At 46.4% G+C, this 17,110-nt stretch carries 14 protein-coding genes; 6 read left to right on the top strand and 8 right to left on the bottom strand.

Translation table 11 applies throughout. The features are described from left to right. Positions 1–27 precede the first annotated feature (27 nt). The 3 genes from thiD (at position 28) to CCZ37_RS03415 (ending at position 3,642) form a co-directional block, all read left to right on the top strand. Entirely contained in the window at positions 28–885 is an 858-nt protein-coding gene (thiD, locus tag CCZ37_RS03405) for a bifunctional hydroxymethylpyrimidine kinase/phosphomethylpyrimidine kinase (protein ID WP_094499747.1), read from the top strand. A gap of 280 nt (positions 886–1,165) precedes the next feature. Continuing rightward, positions 1,166–2,854: a chitinase gene (locus tag CCZ37_RS03410; protein WP_094499748.1), complete on the top strand. Its 1,689-nt coding sequence runs from the start codon at positions 1,166–1,168 to the stop codon at positions 2,852–2,854. Positions 2,855–3,033: 179 nt separating this feature from the next. Further along, the gene (locus CCZ37_RS03415; protein WP_010320388.1) at positions 3,034–3,642 is read left to right on the top strand and encodes an acetate uptake transporter; all 609 of its coding nucleotides are present in this window, start codon (positions 3,034–3,036) and stop codon (positions 3,640–3,642) included. A gap of 92 nt (positions 3,643–3,734) precedes the next feature. Here CCZ37_RS03415 and CCZ37_RS03420 read toward each other — a convergent pair whose 3' ends face one another. Then, positions 3,735–5,279, bottom strand: a complete 1,545-nt coding sequence (locus CCZ37_RS03420) for an alanine/glycine:cation symporter family protein (RefSeq protein WP_094499749.1) — start codon at positions 5,277–5,279, stop codon at positions 3,735–3,737. A gap of 525 nt (positions 5,280–5,804) precedes the next feature. Here CCZ37_RS03420 and CCZ37_RS03430 point away from each other — a divergent pair. Continuing rightward, positions 5,805–6,782 (top strand): ion channel, encoded by a 978-nt coding sequence (locus CCZ37_RS03430; RefSeq protein WP_094499750.1) that lies wholly within the window; start codon positions 5,805–5,807, stop codon positions 6,780–6,782. 20 nt (positions 6,783–6,802) lie between these two features. Here CCZ37_RS03430 and CCZ37_RS03435 read toward each other — a convergent pair whose 3' ends face one another. Continuing rightward, on the bottom strand, positions 6,803–7,408 hold the full coding sequence (locus CCZ37_RS03435) for a DedA family protein (RefSeq protein WP_010320385.1): 606 nt from the start codon (positions 7,406–7,408) through the stop codon (positions 6,803–6,805). Between the two features lie 252 nt (positions 7,409–7,660). Between CCZ37_RS03435 and CCZ37_RS03440 the strand changes: the two genes are divergently transcribed. Both CCZ37_RS03440 and katG read left to right on the top strand, forming a co-directional pair. Continuing rightward, on the top strand, positions 7,661–7,981 hold the full coding sequence (locus CCZ37_RS03440; protein ID WP_010320384.1) for a DOPA 4,5-dioxygenase family protein: 321 nt from the start codon (positions 7,661–7,663) through the stop codon (positions 7,979–7,981). Between the two features lie 305 nt (positions 7,982–8,286). Further along, positions 8,287–10,461 (top strand): catalase/peroxidase HPI, encoded by a 2,175-nt coding sequence (katG, locus tag CCZ37_RS03445; protein WP_094499751.1) that lies wholly within the window; start codon positions 8,287–8,289, stop codon positions 10,459–10,461. Between the two features lie 138 nt (positions 10,462–10,599). Here the strand turns inward: katG and CCZ37_RS03450 are convergent, their stop codons facing one another. From CCZ37_RS03450 to CCZ37_RS03475, 6 genes are all read right to left on the bottom strand, one after another. Continuing rightward, the gene (locus CCZ37_RS03450) at positions 10,600–12,525 is read right to left on the bottom strand and encodes a BglG family transcription antiterminator (protein ID WP_244187278.1); all 1,926 of its coding nucleotides are present in this window, start codon (positions 12,523–12,525) and stop codon (positions 10,600–10,602) included. Between the two features lie 88 nt (positions 12,526–12,613). Next, positions 12,614–13,360 carry a 2-dehydro-3-deoxy-phosphogluconate aldolase gene (gene dagF / locus CCZ37_RS03455; RefSeq protein WP_094499753.1) on the bottom strand — a complete coding sequence of 249 codons (747 nt, stop codon included), beginning with the start codon at positions 13,358–13,360 and terminating at the stop codon, positions 12,614–12,616. After that, the gene (locus CCZ37_RS03460; protein ID WP_094499754.1) at positions 13,351–14,475 is read right to left on the bottom strand and encodes a DgaE family pyridoxal phosphate-dependent ammonia lyase; all 1,125 of its coding nucleotides are present in this window, start codon (positions 14,473–14,475) and stop codon (positions 13,351–13,353) included. Before CCZ37_RS03460 ends, dagF begins: the two co-directional genes overlap by 10 nt. Beyond that, positions 14,459–15,622 (bottom strand): amidohydrolase/deacetylase family metallohydrolase, encoded by a 1,164-nt coding sequence (locus CCZ37_RS03465; RefSeq protein ID WP_094499755.1) that lies wholly within the window; start codon positions 15,620–15,622, stop codon positions 14,459–14,461. Before CCZ37_RS03465 ends, CCZ37_RS03460 begins: the two co-directional genes overlap by 17 nt. A gap of 45 nt (positions 15,623–15,667) precedes the next feature. After that, positions 15,668–16,315 carry a DUF4310 family protein gene (locus CCZ37_RS03470; RefSeq protein ID WP_064624573.1) on the bottom strand — a complete coding sequence of 216 codons (648 nt, stop codon included), beginning with the start codon at positions 16,313–16,315 and terminating at the stop codon, positions 15,668–15,670. Positions 16,316–16,325: 10 nt separating this feature from the next. Further along, positions 16,326–17,102, bottom strand: a complete 777-nt coding sequence (locus CCZ37_RS03475; protein ID WP_017042959.1) for a DUF4311 domain-containing protein — start codon at positions 17,100–17,102, stop codon at positions 16,326–16,328. Positions 17,103–17,110 lie beyond the last annotated feature (8 nt).

The following is a 17,110-nucleotide window of genomic DNA, read 5'->3' on the forward strand; positions in this document are numbered from 1 at the left end:
TCCTGTATGTCTGTCATAGGAGCGACCATGGCACACCCAATACAGAAACATACTCAAGAAACGACGCGATTAAACATACCCGTTGTACTTACTATCGCAGGGTCTGATAGCGGTGGAGGGGCAGGCATTCAAGCCGACATCAAAGCGATATCGGCAACCGGCAGTTTCGCGTGTTCCGTTATTACCGCCATTACTTCACAAAATACTCAAGGCGTTTCCGCCATTTTCCCTATTCCACTTGATCATATCGAAAGCCAGTTAGATGCCGTCTTTAGCGACTTGAAGATCGTGGCCGTTAAAATTGGCATGCTAGCCGATGCCAGTATCATCAAGATCGTTGCCAAAAAAATGCAGCAATACCAACCTAAGAGCCTTGTGATAGACCCCGTGATGGTGGCGACCAGTGGTGATTTATTACTTGAGCAATCGGCAATCAGTACATTAAAAGAAATGTTGATCCCTTTGGCTGACATCATTACCCCCAATTTATTTGAGGGAGCAGTACTTACTGGCAAGCCGGTTCCTCAATCTGGAGTCGAAATGAGCGGTATGGTGGCTGATTTACGAGCGTTGGGTGCAAAGGCGGTGCTGCTAAAAGGTGGGCATTTAGAACAAGATGAAAACAGCAACGATCTTTTGATCATGCAATCTTCGTCAGAATTACTCAGTGCGAAGCGTTTTCCAACCCCAAATACCCATGGGACGGGTTGCACTCTCTCTTCTGCAATCGCTTCTTACCTTGCTCAGGGAAATAACCTGCACAAATCCGTGTATTTGGCTAAACAGTATATCTCGCAAGCCATTGGCCATGCCGATGAGCTGGATGTTGGCCAAGGTCGCGGCCCAGTTCATCACTTTTTTACAGGCCACGTTCATGTGCGCTAAAGCCATTGCCGATGCGATGATGTTTGAGAAATTTGAGACATTGGTTGTTCACTTAACCTGATGGAAAATAGATTAGACTCTAAAATCCTCAAACTTTTTTGCAGCTTTTTCATATTTATCGACTCGCCTTCAAAGGGCAATGTCGCCGTACGATAATTGGTTTACATCATGATGAAACTACTCGCATTTTGACATTTAATTGATAAGTTTCACTATCCACAATGACTCAACTATCCATACTATTTTGCGGTACCCACTAAGCAAAAAATAAGGGATTGATATGTTGAAAACAAAGCATTTAGCCGTGCTGATTAGCAGTGTTTTAGCCGCAAACAGTTACGCGTTAAATATCTTACCTGACCCTGAAAATTCTGCGGGTTATATTGTCTCTAAAGTAGAGCTACAAGCGGCAGAAAAAGCCAAAACAGCGGATCCTATGTATGCTATTTGGTCGGAAGCACTAGAAACGCGTTCGAATGCGATTGTTGAAGCAATAGTACCGGGGTTAAGTTCTAACCCTGAAAACGTCAAGCGTGTTGAACGGGTATTTCCACAGTACGAGTGGGATTTCTTAACTCAAATGGCGGCTCCCGAATACACCTATACGCGCTTCTTACGGGCAATAGGCAAATTCCCCGCGTTTTGTGGCGAATATACGGATGGCCGAGATTCAGACGCAATTTGTAAAAAATCCATCGTGACGGCTTTTGCTCATTTCTCACAAGAAACGGGTGGCCACATTGCGAAAGACAACGTATCTGATAACCCTAATGGGCTTGAAGAGTGGCAGCAAGCACTGGTTCATGTACGTGAAATGGGGTGGTCTGAAGGGCAAAGTGGCTATACAACCGGTTGTGGCCAAAATGATTGGCAAAATGCTCGTTGGCCGTGCGCCGCCGGGCAAGGGTATTTTGGTCGAGGCGCGAAGCAGCTCTCTTACCATTTCAACTATGGCGCTTTTTCTGAAGTGATGTTTGATGGTGATGCCAAAGTACTGCTCAATAACCCCGGATTAGTCGCTGATTCTTGGTTGAACTTAGCTTCAGCGATTTGGTTTTTTTTAACACCTCAAGCACCGAAACCGGCAATGTTGCATGTAATTGACCGTACATGGACACCTTCGCAACGTGAAAGCGATGCTGGTATTGGCTATGGTTTTGGCACCACAATTAACGTTATCAATGGCGGCATTGAGTGCGGTGAACAGAATAAGGATAAAGGTCAACCGGTTAATCGCATTCGCTACTGGGAAGGGCTAGCGGATCATTATCAAATACCGATTGAGTCAGATGAAAAGAACACCTGTTGGCAGCAAACACCTTACGGCAGCTTAAATTTGAACGGTGCGACAGATGTGCTGTATACCAACTGGGATGGTAATTGGAAATATTACTCTGATCGGCCAGGTGGCTACTCGTTTGAATGTGAACTGGTTGGTTTCCAAACCGCGTATTCAGCCCTTGTGGCTGGTGATTACGAAAAGTGTGTGACTAACTTTTATGGTTCACATTCAAGCTGGCCACAAGTGCGTGTTGTGGATGCGATTGATCCCGGTACGCCACCAGAGCCGCCAGTGGATGGCATCGTCGGCTGGGAAGCGACAAAGGTATATAACACGGGCGATAAGGTGAGCTATAAAGACGCTACTTATGAAGCTAAGTGGTGGTCACAAGGTAATGAACCCACTCAAGGTGATCCTTGGAAGCTTATTACAGGTGAACCAACAGCGCCCACAACGCCTGACCCTGTTGAGCCTCCGCCAGTCGTCAATGAGCCAGAACCGCCCGTCACATCAGAGCCGACGCCACCAAGCAGTGATTTTTCAAGCTGGGTTGCAGGGGTTACTGTTGCAAAAAATGGCGATAAAATTACGCATAATGGAAAGTGTTTTATGGCTAAAAATAACCCCGGAGTATGGGAATCACCCACGCAAAGTAACTGGTTTTGGGATGAAATAAACTGTCAATAGAGAGTGATGTTCGGTAGAAAAATATCAGCACGATCGATTTAGGTCGTGCTGTTCTATTTTTGAACAATCAAGTAGCTAAATTTACAATCTTAGTTTCCGTTAACGTTCTTTCCATTTTGTGTGTTACTCCACTAAAATCCGCGCGTAATTTTTATCAACATTTTTTAAGGTACTCGCGAATGTCTACTAAATTGGCCAATCCAGCGCCGCTAGGCCTAATGGGTTTTGGCATGACGACTATCCTGCTTAATATCCATAACGCAGGCTTTTTCCCTATCGACTCTATGATTTTGGCGATGGGTATTTTCTACGGCGGCTTAAGTCAAGTCATCGTGGGTATCATGTGTTTCAAACGTGGTGACACTTTTGGCACCACAGCGTTTACCTCTTACGGTCTATTTTGGCTCACATTGGTTGGACTGATTGTCATGCCATACATGGGACTACCAGCAAGCCCTGCTCATTTTATGGGTTGGTACTTAGCGTTGTGGGGTATTTTCACTGGTTTCATGTTTATCGGTTCATTGTGCTACCCACGAGCTAAACAAGTGGTATTCGGCTCACTGACCATTCTATTTGCTTTGCTAGCGGCGCGTGATTTCACTGGTAGCGAGCTTATCGGCACGATTGCCGGCTTTGAAGGTATCTTCTGTGGCGCAAGTGCGATTTATTTTGCAATGGCTCAAGTTCTGAATAACGAATACGGCCGTGTTATTTTGCCGATTGGTGAAAAGAAAGCGCAAAACGCTGTTGTCGAAAAGTTGACGACACAAGAAATCGCAGCCTAATACGGGTTGATGAAAAAGAAAAAGGGTTAGCGTTTGCTAACCCTTTTTGCGTTTACCTTGAATGCTTTTTGCTGATGAGTTTAGCTAATCCGTTAGGATGATGGTTGTTCAACACCCACGGAGCTCTCTTCTACGGTTGGTTCTTGTCCCGTTTTGCGTTTATATTTTCCTTCCCAATATGTCGCATTCTTAATGCCGAGTTTTACTGGGTTGAAAAGATACTCATCGACACCTTGTTTTTGTTGCTCTTCATAATCTTTGAGTGCTGCAATAGCTGGTTTAGCCATAAAGAAGATGATCAAAATCCCGACTATGTTTAGCCACGCCATCAAACCCACGCCCACATCACCCATTGCCCAAGCAAGGTTTGCGGTTTTCACCGTGCCGTAGAATACCGTTGCAACGATCACTACTTTAAGCAGAAACATCAGGCCATCGACTTTAAAGGTGCGGCGAATGTAAGCAATGTTCGTTTCAGCAATATAGTAGTATGCCAAAATCGTGGTAAAGGCGAAGAAGAACAGAGCAAACGCAACAAAAGGTTTACCGACGCCTGGTAGTGCGCTCTCAATCGCCATTTGAGTAAATACTGGGCCATTGGCACTAATATCCGCCGCGATGTTCTGTACTAAAAATGCACCTTCTGCGCCGCCGTGCACGTTATAAGCACCAGTGATCAGAATCATGAACGCGGTTGCGGAACAGACCAGCAGAGTATCAATGTAGATAGAAAATGCTTGCACTAAACCTTGCTGAGCTGGGTGATCAACACTTGCGGCAGCCGCGGCGTGCGGGCCAGTACCTTGGCCTGCTTCGTTTGAGTAAACACCTCGTTTTACCCCCCAACCAATCGCAGCACCAATGCCTGCCATTGGTGTGAACGCATCACCAATGATCATAGCAAAAATACGTGGTACTTCACTGATGTTAAGCAGGATGATAACAAACGCAGTAATCACATAGGCCAAAGCCATAAATGGCACCACGACCTGTGTGAAGTTAGCGATACGCTTAACACCACCAAAGATGATGAACGCTAAAATGATCGACACTACGGTACCGGTAAAAATTTTAGCAAAAGTGAAGCTACCGATAGCGGTTTCAATGGTTGGGCCAGCACCAAAAGCGGCCTCTACAGCATTACCAATACTGTTGGACTGGACGCCAGGTAAAAGCACACCACAAGCAAAAATAGTGGAAATGGCGAAGATCCATGCATACCATTTTTGCCCCATCGCTTTTTCGATGTAATAAGCAGGACCACCACGGAATTCACCTTCATCTTCTTCTTTATAAATCTGTGCCAGAGTTGACTCAGCATAAGCAGTCGCGGCACCAAAAAAGGCCACTACCCACATCCAGAAAATAGCACCAGGGCCACCAAAGCCAATTGCCGCGGCTACGCCTGCAATATTACCGGTACCGACGCGTCCCGAAAGTGAAACGGCCAAAGCTTGGAAAGAGGATATCCCTTTGGTTGAGCTTTTTCCGGAAAGAAGAAGTCGCCACATTTCAAAAAAGTGACGGACCTGAACGAATCGGGTCACAATTGAGTAGAATAAACCCGCACCAAGGCATAAATAAATTAGCGCCGGGCTCCAGATTATTCCATTCAGAAAATCAACAAATGACTGCATATGCATTTCCCTGTTTTAGTAGTTTTGATGAGTGTTGTGTTTGCTTTGTGGGCAACATATTAATCTTTTTGTAACTCAGTTGTTAATTTATTTGTCAGTAAATAATCGTTAGCGTGATGAAGAACACAAATGATAATGAAATGTTAAATTTTTGGTGGGTTAATAAGAATTGACTGAAATTTCAGCTCATGGATTGGCTAAGTACAAGTTTGCTTACTGATAATCTTAGTAAGAAGCGGCGTGGTTCCATGCGCTTCAAACCGCCACTTTAATGCTTTTTGTGGAATACAGGGTGCAGCCCTAGGTGAAGAGTCGCCATAAGATATGTGCCCTTCGTGAGTAAAGCTTGTTTCTTTTGCGGCTTGTGATTGACGATCAACTACCGTAGTCATTCTCGTTCTCTGAGCACATTCAGAGTTAGTATAAATGTTCACATAATATCAACGTCAAACATCAAATTGAGTGGCAACACCATCACTAGCCCCTACACTTATTTTTATATCACGATAACAAAAGGGGCGGTAAATGAAGTCAGAGACAGGTCTATGCTGCTATAAAAACCCTGATGGTTGGTGTTGTGATCAACCTAGTGGTGAGTCTGGCCTTTGTTATTGGCATGACCCCAAAATAGATAAAAGTAATGACGACATCAAATCTCAGGTTGAACAATGGGCGGCCTCAGGTAAACCTTTAGATGGATTTCAGTTGGCTAAAGCAAATTTAGTCGATCTCAACCTCGTCAATCGGGGCCGTAAAACTGGCTATCAATGTCGGAACGCCGATTTTTATCGAGCAGATCTGACCAATGCTCACTTTTTTGGTTTGGATTTACGAGGTTCTTCTTTGATGAAGAGCAAGTTGGTGTGTGCTAACCTCCATTGCGCCAAATTGCAAAAAGTCAATTTGCTGGGGGCTGATCTTTCTCGCGCTAGGTTGGAAAATATTGAATGGGGAGAGGAGTTGAAGCAAGAGCAAGAAGCTAAAGTGGCCTTAAAAAAAGGAGAGTACAAGCAGGCTTGTGCACTATGGCAAGAAGCTGAGGAAGTGAGCAGGGGAGTTCGTAAGCAGTGTGAAAAGCAAGGCTTGTTCGAAATGGCCGGAACGTTTTTTAAAAAAGAGATGCGTTTCAGACGTTACCAAATGCCCAAGTTTAGTCTTCAGAGAATGTTGTCGAAAACCGTTGATTTGTTTTGCGGTTATGGGGAAGAGCCGTTAAGAGTGGTGTTATTTTCGCTTTTTGTCATTCTGGCCAGTGCAACGGCTTACTTTTTCTTAGGTACCACCTCTGCAAACCCGATCTATGATGATGTAACAGGGTGGACATTTTACTTATTAGAGTTTTTCAACGCGATCTATTTTAGTGTCGTCACCTTTACCACTTTAGGTTATGGCGATATCTCTCCAGTAGGTGTTGCGCGATTTATTGCTGCATTGGAAGCCTTCTTAGGCAGTTTTACTATGGCACTATTTGTTGTGGTGTTCGTTAAAAAAATGACGCGTTAGAACTCACTCGAAGTGAACTCTCAGCGCTGAGTATGTTTGTGCTTCAAAACCGCATAAATCATTAAAGCAAAGGCAATCGCAGCGGCCACCCAAATCCAGTAACGGTGCGCGGAATAAAAAGCACTGATTTGGTGAAGATGTTCAAACGCAAAATGGGTGAGTAAACCAAAGACCGCGACCCAAACGGTGGTGGCAAGCAGGTTACCCAGTAAAAATACTCTGATGGGCATTTTCGCCACTCCGCAGGCTAATGGCATGAATTGTTTCATCCCCTCAACAAAGCGACTGATGATTAAGCAAATCGGGCCGTATTTTTGAATAGCACTTTGCAGTTTTTGAAATTTCGCTCCGGAAATATAGCCTTTTCTATCCAACCAACCTTCAAAATAATAGCCGATCAGATAGCCGCAACTGTTACCAATAAAGCAGCTTAGCCACGATACAATCATAACCAGCGAGAAATTCATTACGCCATTGGATGACAAAATAGACGCGGCAATCATGAGCGATTGGCCGGGCATTGGAATGCCAATCCCTTCGAAAAAGATGCTGATGATCAGTGCTAGGTAGCCGTACTGTTCCAATAACGGCTGCATTGAGAGGAGCAGTTGATTGATAGGTTGCAAAGCGAGTATCCACCATCGAAAGTTTGATGTTATTTAATACGCTGGTTCTTCGTTTGAATCAACGTCATCCTGTGATTATGCCCATTTCTTGGCGCTTAAAATAGAATGTGTTGCGGTAAGTACCTTCAAAGCGGTTAGTACCTTCAAAGCGGTTAGTACCTTCAAATTAGCTGAAAATCATCAGCAAATTTGTTGTGGTTTCTATGCTCTTTTGGCGTAGTACACTGCTTAAAAATCAAGAGGAGTTATTTTATGTTTCATGCCCATGTTTATTTTGATCTCGCCGAGCAAGCGAAAGCACAACGCGTACAACAAAAAATTGCCCAACAACGACATGATGTACAAGCTATGTTTGGTTTGGTACCTCGGCTTGTTGGCCCGCACTTAAAGCCGATGTTTGAAGTACACCTTGCTGACAATAGCCACGGATTTATCGAGTGGTTAGATGAACATCGGGAAGGTCTTAGCGTGTTGATCCATCCGGTTTCTGGAAACGATAGGTATGACCATTCTGAGGGACAAGTTCTGTGGTTAGGTGATGCTTTAGGTGTCAACTTAGCTGTATTGCGTTAGAGGATGCCTATCGAATTAATAGCCACATTGAATTAGTGTTTAATGCTCATCTTGTCTAGTCTGTACATGAAGCAACAGAGCACAATAATTGTGGCAAGGTTTTGAAGATAAAGGTTTTCCGACCAAGTCGTGATCGCAGGCACATTACCTCCCGTTGTTATTGCATATATATAATCTTGTTCTAAGTTTTGTTGCATTTGAATTTAACACAGTGAATGTTCAGCCAATATCGACTGTGCTGAGTGTTTTTAGAATAAATCAAGCACACTTAAATAGCCGCAGTAATGCGAAGCAAGGAGAACGCAATGGAGAACAAAGGTATGAATTCGGGCGGTAAATGCCCAGTCATGCACGGCGGAGTAACATCAGCTGAAAAGTCCAACATGGATTGGTGGCCAAAAGCACTGAATCTTGACATCCTTCACCAGCATGATGCGAAAACCAACCCAATGGGTGCGGATTTTAATTACCGCGATGCGCTAAAAGCATTGGATGTTGATGCCTTGAAAAAAGATCTCAAAGCATTGATGACCAATAGCCAAGAGTGGTGGCCTGCCGACTGGGGGCATTACGGTGGTTTGATGATCCGCATGGCATGGCATTCTGCAGGTACTTATCGAATTGCAGATGGTCGCGGTGGCGCGGGCACTGGCAACCAGCGTTTTGCTCCGCTTAACTCGTGGCCCGATAACGCCAACTTAGATAAAGCACGTCGCTTATTGTGGCCAATCAAGCAGAAATATGGCAACAAAATCAGTTGGGCGGATCTAATGATCTTGGCGGGTAATATGGCTTATGAATCCATGGGGCTTAAAACCTTTGGTTTCGCTTTTGGTCGTGAAGATATTTGGCACCCAGAAAAAGACACTTATTGGGGCTCAGAAAAAGAGTGGCTAGCGCCAAGTGGCGGAGAAAATAGCCGCTATTCCGGTGTGCGTGATTTAGAAAATCCGCTTGCTGCCGTGATGATGGGCCTGATTTATGTAAACCCTGAAGGCGTTGACGGTAATCCAGACCCGCTTAAAACCGCACATGACATGCGCGTTACTTTTGAGCGGATGGCAATGAATGATGAAGAAACCGTGGCGCTGACAGCGGGCGGGCATACGGTGGGTAAAGCGCATGGTAATGGTAGCGCTGCGAACTTAGGGCCAGATCCTGAAGGGGCGGACTTGCACGAACAAGGCTTGGGTTGGAATAACCATACCAGCCGCGGCATTGGCCGTAATACGGTCACCAGTGGTATTGAAGGTGCATGGACTACACACCCAACCCAGTGGGATAACGGTTTCTTCCACCTGCTATTTACTTACGAATGGCAACTAACGAAGAGCCCTGCCGGTGCGTGGCAGTGGGAGCCAATCAACATCAAAGAGGAAGATAAACCGGTTGATGTGGAAGACTCAAGCATTCGTTATAACCCCATGATGACCGATGCCGATATGGCGCTGAAGATGGATCCTGAATATCGCAAGATCTCAGAGCGCTTCTACAAAGACCCAGCGTATTTCTCTGAAGTATTTGCTCGTGCTTGGTTTAAGCTCACTCACCGCGATATGGGGCCTAAAGCGCGCTACTTTGGCCCTGATGTTCCGGTAGAAGATCTCATTTGGCAAGATCCCATTCCAGCAGGTCGTAAAGATTATGATGTGGATGCGGTAAAAGCAAAAATAGCGGCCAGTGGCTTAAGCATCAGTGAGATGGTCAGCACCGCATGGGATAGTGCACGTACTTTCCGTGGTTCCGATAAACGTGGTGGCGCTAACGGTGCGCGCATTCGCTTGGCTCCTCAAAAAGATTGGCAAGGTAATGAGCCAGAAAGACTCAGCAAAGTGTTGGCTGTTCTGGAGAAAATTGCCGCTGATGCGGGTATTAGCATCGCCGATACTATTGTTTTGGCGGGTAACGTCGGTGTTGAACAAGCGGCCAAAGCGGCGGGTGTCAATATTACTGTGCCTTTTACTGCAGGACGTGGTGATGCAACGCTTGAACAAACCGATGTGGAATCGTTTGATGTGCTTGAGCCACTGGCGGATGGTTTCCGTAACTGGCAGAAGCAACATTACGTGGTTAACCCAGAAGAGATGCTGTTAGATAAAGCGCAACTATTGCGCCTGACTGCTCCAGAAATGACCGTATTGATTGGTGGATTGCGAGTGCTCGGTACAAACTACGGCGGCAGTCAACATGGTGTATTGACAGACCGTGTTGGGGCGTTGACTAACGATTTCTTCGTTAACCTCACCGACATGAATTACACTTGGAAGCCAACGGGCCGTAATTCTTACGATATGGTTGAGCGTAAGAGCGGTAAAACAAAATGGACAGCGACTCGTGTTGATCTGGTGTTTGGCTCAAACTCCATTTTGCGCTCATACGCTGAAATTTACGCGCAGGACGATAACAAAGAGAAGTTCGTCAAAGACTTTGTCGCTGCTTGGACCAAAGTCATGAACGCCGATCGCTTCGACGTGTTGTAAGCCCTCTCCACTCAGTAATCTTGATATTAAGGCCCTCTTAGCGAGGGCCTTGTTGTGGCTAGGTTTTACTCTAAAGTTTTGATTTGTAAAAGAATTGAGAATTGTTTTTAAAAGAAATACTTATAGGGATCAGTTATTCTATTGTAATTCCAAGTGCGCCAGTGTTTTGAAGTGCTTGAAGGTTTCGCATTGCGACAGACTTTTGCCTAATTTTTTATTAATCAGCACTTGGAAAAGATCATACAGCCCCATCGCCTCTTCATAGTCACATTTACTTAAGGCGAGGAAAAAGATCAGATAGGCTTTTTCACCATTACCCCATTCAATTCCACGCGGTGCAGCGACGGTGTAAACCATCGAACGTTTAGCAAAGAGTTCAATCGAGTGAGGTAGAGCAATGTATTCACCCATCATGGTTGAAACCAAACTCTCTCGCTCTTGCAGTGAAGCTCGGTATCCTTCCTCTACCAACTCCGTTGATTCAAGATGCGAGCAAACCTGCTCAAAGAGGTGTGATTGCTCAATGACGTCATCAAGGTAGAGAAATTGAGCCTTGGAAAAATACTTGTCCAAAAGATAAGAGTGCGTGCGATCAACCAACACTTGTTTGCCCAGCTCTTCCAATTGATGTTGGGTAGGGAAGGGGTCAACCACAAAGCTCTGAATCTCTCTATTGGCTAAGGGCATGGTGGTAATAATGAGGTCCGCTTGCGTGGCATCAGCGGTGATCAACTGTTCAGGGGAATAAACCGTTTTCATATCCAATTGCGGATACTGGCGGCGGATGATCGCTTCTAGCCCAAGTGTCGCGGCATTACCTGCGTCGCAATACAGGAGCGCTTTTGGTGTACGGTGACCTAAATGATAATTACGTTCAAGCCCCACACCAATGTGAATTACAAGATAGCCTATTTCGTGCTGCGTCATGCAGTAACCCGTCTCTCTGATCCAGTCTGCGATGGCTGATAAGGTAATACTGTAAGCGAGTGGGTAGTGCTGTTTGATATGTTCGGCCAATGGGTTAATTGTCGCGACATGATGTTTGACACGAATGATCATATGGCAGACGTGGTTGTGGAGATCGCGGCGTAATAGCGCATCGTCACGCACATCGTAAGGGTAATTTTGATAGATATAATCAAAGATGTGAGTGACTAGATCATCGGCCTCATGCTGTACACCCTGGCTAAGGAGTGCTTGATTCGTCGCAATTCTCGCTTGAATGTGAATCGCTAAGGCGGCAATTTCATGGTTATTGGCGGGTAGCAGCATCGGTAGCGCAGAAAATAACGCTTTGGCAATCGGTAGCGTCGTTTCATGAACATCGTTTTTAGAAAATTCGGTAAGCTCTTTGCCACACGCGAGCCTGTGCAGAGTGACGGCAGCATAAAGGGTTAACCAACGCAGCCCAATATCATTGATATAGAGTGTATGGTTGGTCAACACTTCACGAAAGCGCGCTGCAAAAATTTGCTGAGATTTATCAGGGAAGATCGTACTAATAAAGCCCAGAGCTTGTTTTGTCTCTTTTTGTTCGATGTAGATAAGCTGTGTTAAACGGGAGCGAATTGCCATTTCTGGGCCTTGGATCAGCATGCCCAAACGAGGTTTACTTTCAATCGATAAACCAAACGTGGCGAGTTGGCTGCGTACATCGGCCATATCATTTTGAATAACGGTGCGGCTTAGATTCCATGTCTCGGCCAATTCGTCAATTTTTACGCCTTGTTCTGCCGTTAATAGCAGTACTTGAATCTGAATGATGCGCTCTTTACTGGTCCTTGGAATCGTTTCTGCATTTTGCACCCTCGACAAAAAATGCTCGAAAGTTGACGGGTTGTAAATATTGAGTTGGTAACCGGAACCGCGCTGGTGGAGAAGATGCGCGCCATGGTTGACCATCACATTATTGAGCAGCGCGACATCGGTGCGTATGGTGCGTGTCGAAACATTAAGCCGTTGCGCAAGTTCGTCCTGAGTCAAAGGCGAGGCGGATACAGCATCCAACAAATGAATTAGGCGAGGGTGCGGTAGCTTGTACATCATCGATTCCCATTCCAGCATGAACAGCGCTATCTAAAAGGTAAAATGCACTAAAGGCAATAGATAGCCAACGCTTTGTTATACCGGAGCACATGCTCCGGCGTCGGTGTTATGAATGTGCCAGCTGTTTTTGAGTCATGGCCAGCAGGGTTTTCACATCCTCGGGGCGAGTCTGTCCGGTTTTCTCATCGATGATTGAGCTATAAATGTGTGGAATGACTTTTTCGACACCCGCATCGAGAGCGATGCGTAAAATCTCTTCAAAGTTGTCCAAATCAATACCACCCGTTGGCTCTAACCAAAAGTGGTGACGAGCACAGGCGTTGGCAACTTCTTGGTACTCAGCTTTGCATTTTAGCCCCTGCATTGGGAAGAATTTGACTGAGCTGCAGCCCATATCTTGCAACATGGCAATCGCCGTATCAACGGGAACAACCGCTTCTTCCATGCCGGAACTTTTCGGGCCAGTTGAGATTTTAACCAAGCCAACAGTGCCTGATGGTGAAATCAAACCATTCACGATAGTGTGATCTTGACCTAGCGCTTGACGCGTAGCCCCGACACCAGTAAAGACTTGATTGACATGCTGAGGCTGCAGTATTCCGGCTAAAGCCGTTACCATATCCGATTGTTTTGGATCCCCTGCGCCAAGGCCAATCGATAAAGCATTCTCGATTTTTTCAGCGCACGCCTTCATATCAGCTGATGCGCTTGCCGTATCTGGGTAATCTTTCGAGAGCATACCAACCAACACATGGCCTTGTGCGGCTTGGTAGACTTCAATCGCATTATGATGAGAGCCCGCCAGCACATTGAGACATACACGGTCAGCGTAAAAATTAGGGCTTAAAGACATTCTAATGACTCCTGATTCAGTTGGTTCATGGCGCTAAGGATAAGTTCAAGTTGATGAGATGAAACACTGCGGACATCAAATTCCACCGAACCTTCATTGGATTTGTAAGCGCGGCAGTAAATTGCTGGGTTACCATTTTGGAGGCGTGTGACGGCTTCATTAGCGCTGATACCAAATTGTTTGGCATCAAAACTCACTTCTGCACGTGCGATATCTCGGCCTGCACTGTCCCAAACCACGCGCGCGCTTATCCCTTCAATACGGTTTAACCCCTCGATAAATGGCGTCATTTTATCCACCATTTGTTGGCCGGTTTCTGGTTGGCGGCTTAAGTACAGCTCAATGGCATGCGTTAGGCCTAAAATGCCTTCTTTACCGACTTTCATGGCACGGCCAATCCCTGCAGATTGCTGCTTAACCCATTCCACATATTGATGTTTCCCAATCACTAAACCGCTGGTTGGGCCTTCAATCGCTTTCGCACCACTGTAGATAACCAGATCAGCCCCTTGCTGATAATAGAGTTGTAGATCCTCTTCTGCTGCTGCATCAACAATCAACGGAAGCTGGTGGTCTTGAGCCACTTTGGCCGCTTGTGCCACGGTTAACATGCTTTTTTGCACGCAATGGTGCGATTTAATGTAGAGAATGGCGGCGGTATTGGGGGTGATTGCCGCGGCTAATTGTTCTGCGCTGCATTCATTAGCCCAACCGGCCTCAATCAGGTTACCGCCGCCAAGATTTACCATGCTGCCAACCGGGGCACCATAATTGACGTTATGCCCTTTGGGGATCACAATATCCGTTGCGATCGAGTGCGTTTTTGCATGCAGATGCTCAAGCAGATAAGGGTTACCACGCACAATGACTGCCGCGACACTCTGCGCAATTCCCGCTGAAGCGCATGAGACGACGACCGCATTTTCAACTTGCAGCAAACGAGCAATATATTGGCCAGTTTTGTTCACCAAATCGCTCATTTCAAAGTAGTTGTTCATCCCAAAACAGACAGTCTGCTCCACTTCGGGCTGCGGAGTGGAAACACCAAGAGCTGTCATACGGCCAGATGCGTTGATCACCTGTTTCAAGTGATATTTTTCAAGAATGGAAGACATAATGCTGTTGTCCTTGTTCAGTCAATACAAGCTTGCCGTCAATGATGGCAGCAAGAGGTGTAAATTTCTGTTGTCCAGTTCGATGCTGGTGATGAGTATCGGTGTAGTTAACCGATGCTTTATTGATGGTGTAGAGCGTTAAATCGGCATCATAGCCTGCAATTAAGTGCCCTTTTTTCGCTAGGCGAAGTGCTTGCGCTGCTTGACTCGTCACGCGCTCAATGATCTGCTCATGGGATAATCCGAGTGTAAAAAACATCGACATCAGGTGGGCAAGACCGTAAACCGGGCCATTGAGCCGGTTTTTACAGTAAATGTCAGAACTGATTGTATCGGGCAAAATCCCTTGTGCGATGGCCTGCTCAGCCACTTCAAAACTGAAACTGGCACTGCCGTGGCCGATATCAAGTTTCATGCCTCGAGCTCTGGCCTGCTGAACGCTGCTTTTTATCTCCCCATGACAATCAAGAATGCGATTAGGCTTGCCATTAAAGCAGTGAGTGAGAATATCGCCTTTGCCCAGCAGAGCGACAATCTCATCCAAATCTGGCGGTGCATTACCGACGTGCACCATCAATGGAACGCAGCCGCATTGCTGCTGTAATGCTTTGGCTGCATGAAGTGGCATTAAGCCATTGTGGCCGACAACACTACCGCTCATGCGTGCTTTTAAACCGACAATAAATTCGGGATGACGAAGCAGCGCTTGCTTTGCGCTATCCAGATCAATGTCGTTGGCATCGGCCAGTTCATTTTGGCGCAACAAGCCAATTTTCGAGATATTCAGTAGAGCTCGCACATGGGTTGTGCATTGCGCTGCAAGCTGTGCAAAATCATCCACATCATTTGCGCCTGTGCTGCCCGCATCAATGACAGTTGTCACGCCACCTGACACCCCAACGTTATCGGGGTGGTCGTTATAAATCGGCGAGTTCGGATAGCAGTGAGTGTGGCCGTCAATCCAACCGGCACTCACAAAAACGTCATGATCTAAATCGACGGTCTGTTTTGCCAATGAACCAGCAAGATCGCCCACCGCCGCTATTTTGTTGCCCTGAAGGGCGATATCGATACTAGACCCACCCGCTTGTTGGGCATTTTTGATCAGGATGTCATACATAATTTGCATCTCACGCTCTTCGCTCATCGGCGCGAAGAGCGATTATCAGTAGAATTTAAACCCCAGCTTGTTTTACAGTGCGATAGGAAAAAGAGCTCCTAACGCCATCGCTCCGAGAATTGCACCACCCGTAATCGGTTTACCCCACACATAGAAAATCAATGCGCCACCTAGAGAGCCGATCCCAATCGGGATAGAAGCGGCCATCGCAGATAAAATGATCAATGGTCCAAGAAAACGGCCGGAGCTATTGCCTGCTCCCATCATCACATCTGCCCCGTAGGTTGAATCGCTTTGGTTAATGGTGAATTTACGTGCCAGCACAATTAAGCCACCAATCGCCAAACCAGCGAGCATGCCTGTGATTAACGAAGCGGTGAAATTTTCAAGAGGATAAACAATGCCAGCACCCAGTAATAAAGCTGGAATCCCTAAACCCACACCGGTTTGCACTGCGCCACCGATATCCAAAATGCCCACGAGCGAACCTTCAATGATGCGTGCAAACAGAAAGCTTGCACCAAAAGCGGCCACCGCACCGTACGCGCCTGTATCCATCCCTGCTCGCAGCATGGAAACAAACGCCACCTCGTTAAAAGCACCGACACCGTATAAGTAGTACATGTGCGTTCCGGCAAAAACCCCGGCTGAAAGCAAGCCCACGAAAATCGGGAAAGACCAGTCGGCATACCAAAAGTTGTTTTTCATTTTTTCGTCCATGGTCAACTCCTTATTTGCCACTGATCATGAGATGGATATTTTCAAGCCACAAAGGAACTTGCATATGGAAAGCTTCGATAAATTTCATGTCGAACCCGCGGAAGAAAGCACTTAACGCAAACAGTGCAATAATCGCCGTCATCATGATCTGAGTTACTCTGTTCCAACCACTCTCTTCAACACCTTTACCAATCAAAATACCCAGCACCAAACCAGGAACGGCGTTGCCCATGATCATTTGCGCTAAACCACCAAAGATAGTGGCCCAAAAGCCCGATTTCTTACCCGCTTCAATTGCCGCTAGCCAGAAAATAACCGGCATGACGGTATTCACCAGTAAGTTTGCCGCAGGTACTAATACCTTTACCGCCGTGACTTGCAGCGCCGCAGGAACGGCCGCCGCCGTTGAGTTAAGAAACGCAACCACAATCGCACCGATAATGGCGCACGCAATGCCCATTCGTTTTGGATCATGCAAGGTAGTGGCAAGGTCGCGGTTTTTTATCATCAGCGCCGCTGCGCCCCAGTTCGGGATGATGCGGTGGTCAACATCTTGAGTGAATGCCCCTGCCGCAACCGTTGAGGCCCAAGCATTAAAGAAGAATCCAAGCCCAAAAGAGAAGTGAGAGGCAGGGTCGCCTTCACACGAGTTCAACTCTCCCAGAGTACGAAATGCGCCCATACCTTGGATAGTTGGAGCATGGAACATCCTTGCCGCGCCTACTCCAACGCCGATACCGACTAAGCCACCAATGATGATGGACTTAAAGAGAATGATAAGAAACATGTCAGGGA

Origin of the sequence: Vibrio qinghaiensis, from assembly GCF_002257545.1 — a bacterium.
GTDB lineage: Bacteria > Pseudomonadota > Gammaproteobacteria > Enterobacterales > Vibrionaceae > Vibrio > Vibrio ordalii.

Bases quoted from the DNA above. Each gene is read 5' to 3' on its own strand.
- thiD (WP_094499747.1), top strand. From the start codon at position 28: ATGGCACACCCAATACAGAAACATACTCAAGAAACGACGCGATTAAAC.
- CCZ37_RS03410 (WP_094499748.1), top strand. From the start codon at position 1,166: ATGTTGAAAACAAAGCATTTAGCCGTGCTGATTAGCAGTGTTTTAGCC.
- CCZ37_RS03415 (WP_010320388.1), top strand. From the start codon at position 3,034: ATGTCTACTAAATTGGCCAATCCAGCGCCGCTAGGCCTAATGGGTTTT.
- CCZ37_RS03420 (WP_094499749.1), bottom strand. From the start codon at position 5,279: ATGCAGTCATTTGTTGATTTTCTGAATGGAATAATCTGGAGCCCGGCG.
- CCZ37_RS03430 (WP_094499750.1), top strand. From the start codon at position 5,805: ATGAAGTCAGAGACAGGTCTATGCTGCTATAAAAACCCTGATGGTTGG.
- CCZ37_RS03440 (WP_010320384.1), top strand. From the start codon at position 7,661: ATGTTTCATGCCCATGTTTATTTTGATCTCGCCGAGCAAGCGAAAGCA.
- katG (WP_094499751.1), top strand. From the start codon at position 8,287: ATGGAGAACAAAGGTATGAATTCGGGCGGTAAATGCCCAGTCATGCAC.
- CCZ37_RS03450 (WP_244187278.1), bottom strand. From the start codon at position 12,525: ATGCTGGAATGGGAATCGATGATGTACAAGCTACCGCACCCTCGCCTA.
- dagF (WP_094499753.1), bottom strand. From the start codon at position 13,360: ATGTCTTTAAGCCCTAATTTTTACGCTGACCGTGTATGTCTCAATGTG.
- CCZ37_RS03460 (WP_094499754.1), bottom strand. From the start codon at position 14,475: ATGTCTTCCATTCTTGAAAAATATCACTTGAAACAGGTGATCAACGCA.
- CCZ37_RS03465 (WP_094499755.1), bottom strand. From the start codon at position 15,622: ATGAGCGAAGAGCGTGAGATGCAAATTATGTATGACATCCTGATCAAA.
- CCZ37_RS03470 (WP_064624573.1), bottom strand. From the start codon at position 16,315: ATGGACGAAAAAATGAAAAACAACTTTTGGTATGCCGACTGGTCTTTC.
- CCZ37_RS03475 (WP_017042959.1), bottom strand. From the start codon at position 17,102: ATGTTTCTTATCATTCTCTTTAAGTCCATCATCATTGGTGGCTTAGTC.